At 38.1% G+C, this 3,062-nt stretch carries 6 protein-coding genes; all 6 read right to left on the reverse strand.

The annotated features are described in order from the left end of the window. Positions 1-150: 150 nt before the first annotated feature. Positions 151-399, reverse strand: a complete 249-nt coding sequence (locus K4I03_RS12195; protein WP_227965585.1) for a hypothetical protein — start codon at positions 397-399, stop codon at positions 151-153. Continuing rightward, positions 386-817, reverse strand: a complete 432-nt coding sequence (locus K4I03_RS12200) for a hypothetical protein (RefSeq protein ID WP_227965587.1) — start codon at positions 815-817, stop codon at positions 386-388. Before K4I03_RS12200 ends, K4I03_RS12195 begins: the two co-directional genes overlap by 14 nt. Before the next feature lie 6 nt (positions 818-823). Next, complete coding sequence (locus tag K4I03_RS12205) at positions 824-1,339, reverse strand: thioredoxin domain-containing protein (RefSeq protein WP_227965589.1); 516 nt, start codon at positions 1,337-1,339, stop codon at positions 824-826. A 107-nt stretch (positions 1,340-1,446) separates the two neighbouring features. Continuing rightward, complete coding sequence (locus K4I03_RS12210; RefSeq protein ID WP_227965591.1) at positions 1,447-2,277, reverse strand: hypothetical protein; 831 nt, start codon at positions 2,275-2,277, stop codon at positions 1,447-1,449. Positions 2,278-2,386: 109 nt separating this feature from the next. Continuing rightward, positions 2,387-2,662 (reverse strand): HU family DNA-binding protein, encoded by a 276-nt coding sequence (locus tag K4I03_RS12215; RefSeq protein WP_227965593.1) that lies wholly within the window; start codon positions 2,660-2,662, stop codon positions 2,387-2,389. Positions 2,663-2,757: 95 nt separating this feature from the next. Continuing rightward, positions 2,758-3,062 (reverse strand): hypothetical protein (locus K4I03_RS12220; RefSeq protein WP_227965595.1); only part of this gene is annotated, 305 nt, incomplete at its 5' end.

Raw genomic sequence — 3,062 nt, forward strand, 5'->3', positions numbered from 1 at the left:
GTAGCTTCTTGCTCCTGAACGATACTTCAAGTATCGAACTCTACCTACATTTTTTCTCTTATACCGAGCTTCAATTTCTCTCCAGCGCTCAGGATTATTTTTTTTGAATCTAACTAAATTTTCTTTGGAACTAGCCACTCTTTCCTCCCTCTACTTCCAATCTTTCCGCATTAGTATTGGAACTCCTGCATTTGCCAGTAAATGAACCACTGGATAACGTAAAATCAAAGCCGCTAAGAACGATGCTATAACCAACATGATAGGGTTTGCCCCTAGTAACAAGCCTAATACTGTTACTATGATGTCTAAAGCAGCCGTCACAAATAGGTCAGGAGGTGAAAAACGTTTAAGCACATATCGTTTGAATCGTACCTCTGCTGATAATTTATGCTTCTCCATTGTCATTCCCCCTTTCTTCTTCAAATAATTTAGCTAAATTGGCATTTTTGCGCAGTTCTCTTTGCAGTAGTCTTTCTTCGACCGTCATTTGCTTGGCCAGCTCTACCGACTGCAAATCAAATGGATCCTCATCTTCAGTTCTCTCTAAAACCCTCTGGATCAAGAAATATTCCTTTTGGGAGAAAAGAGGCTTTATTTTTTCAATGACAGCCCTTGAGGGTAGGTCATTGGCCCTAAATGAGCGCTTCACCCTAGAAGTCACATAATATACTTCACTGCCTGGTAAGCCCTCAATAGAGCGAATCATATCTCGAAATAAACCGTTGTGCTTGTCTAGGTTTGTTCTTATGATTTCTTTATAAACGGCCAAAGCCATCATTTTATCTGTTCCTACCAGAGCATCTCCTTTTACAACCATTGTTTTTTACTCCATTGATTCATTCAGTGTTGCTAAAATAGCGTCTTTGCTCATACCCTCATTTAGTGAGGTGAGTTTGCCTTTGCCTGCTTGATTAACAACTACTACAGAAGAAGCGTGCTCCACATTGTATTTTTCAACTAGCTTTTGGCCAAGGTCACTTTGAACATTCACCCAATAGACTGGATAAACTCCCTGATAGTTGTTAATAGCAGCTTTTATTTGAGGAAATTCTGCTTGGCAGGTWGAGCACCCAACTTTGTAAAACACATAAACAACAGATTGCTCTTTTGGATTGTCCTCTAAAATAGCTTCAGTTGTTTTATTGGGAGTGTTCTGCTCTCCGCCTGAAATAATCGGCTTCTTTTCGTAGCTAGTAAACATTTTGCTGATTGGCAGCCCTGTCTGCTGAGTAAAATTATATTTAGGATATAGCCAAGCTCCTAACAAGCCAAATGCCACTAATAAAACGAGAACAAGGGCTATTTTTTTCCTTGCTTGCTGTCGATAAAATTCTTTCATAGGCATCTCCTTTTTAATTATATGTTACACTCTATAAAAGAATTATACAATTTCTACTATCAATAGTCAACAAAAAAAGGAGTGAAAATCACTCCTTAGTCCTGTTATCAAACTTCAGTATTCATGACGTAATATTTACCGATTTTGGTGTAGTGGAAGATGGTGATCGTTTCATTGAGGAAATCTTCCAGAAATTCAATCTCACCTGCCACGACTTCTGAGAAAACATTGTTAAAGATTTTTACCAGTTCTTCTAACAGCTCTATATCTCTACGACGTAGCTGATTCATAAATTTAGCAGCAAGTTGTGGGTGTTTGCGCACGATGCGATATAGTACCCCATATTCTCCAATATTTTTGAACATTGATTCCACGTTCTTAGGATTGTTTAAATCATAGCTGTTTACCAGGACATGATTGAACTTAGCACTAGATAGAATAAATGACAATCTACCATCATTTTTAAATTCTTGCATTGTGATAGGTTCTGGAAGGCATTTATTGATAATTTGCTCCTCATATTTTTCAATCGCTTCAGCCACATCTGTTAGGTAGTATTCAAGAGAAGCCTCGGCCATTAAGTTCTGTTTTAATTTATCAACAAATGGCTGCTCCACTTCAAATTGCTTGAGATCCAAATTGATTTTTTGAATGTATGGAAATAGAGTTTCTGGATCTCCGTCCTGCTTTCTGTTTTTCTTTAACTCGGCCTCAATATCTTGAGAAGTATAATTCATATCTAGTAGCATTTGAAAAGCTAAACCATAGTCTCGGCTGTCGTTTACTTCCAACATCGTTTCAACCTCAAAAATCCGAACTCGGCCATCTGGATTGATTCTAACATCGACCTTCATATTTTTCGGGAAAACTTCTTTGACAGCTTGTTCTAATTCTTCAATTTTTTCTTCAGGGACTGTCCCCTCTAAGTTATAAGACATCGTTTGTTCCTCCAAATTTTATTGATACTACTATTTTACCTTGTTTTTTAAAATCCTGTCTGGTTTCTGTCAAAAATAAGAGCCTATTGAAGTTCAATAGGCTCACATTCTATCTGATAAGGTCTTTGAGCTTTTTCCCTGCTCTAAAAACTGGAAGCTTATATCCTGGCACTACCATTTTTTCACCAGTGTGAGGGTTGCGACCATTTCTTGCTGCTCGCTCTTTTACTTCAAAAATTCCAAATCCTGTCAGTTGAACATTATCACCTAAAGCTAGAAATTCAGAAATTGAATCGATGGCAGCTTCTAATGCTTCGGCGCTWTCTCTCTGAGTGAACTTAGTCTTTTTTGCCATTGATTTTATGATGTCGTTTCGAGTGGCCATACCTATCCCTTTCTTTAAATTTTTTCAAATATATCTAGTTTAATTCTAACGTACAAAAGCCTGACTGTCAAGGAAACACAAGGGATTTAAGCTCTTTAATACTCCATTTCACTTTCCACTTCTGGGTGTTCTTCCAACCACTCCTCTACTGTTTGCATGAGGGTTACTTTATAGTCTAGCCCACGGATAAATTCAGGTGTCTTCCAAATCATATTGAAGCGGTCTGCTGGGGAATGAAGCATGTTGTTGATGCCCTCATAATTTTCATGGGCTAAATCAATGATTCGGGCAGCCATTTCACCAAAGTCTAGCAAACTCTCAGCAACTGCTTTGAAATCAACATTTTCAGGACGTGCTGCTCTAGGAAAACCTGCTTCACCCAGCGCATCTGAAATTCGTT

This window comes from Streptococcus sanguinis (assembly GCF_020729725.1).
GTDB lineage: Bacteria > Bacillota > Bacilli > Lactobacillales > Streptococcaceae > Streptococcus > Streptococcus sanguinis_V.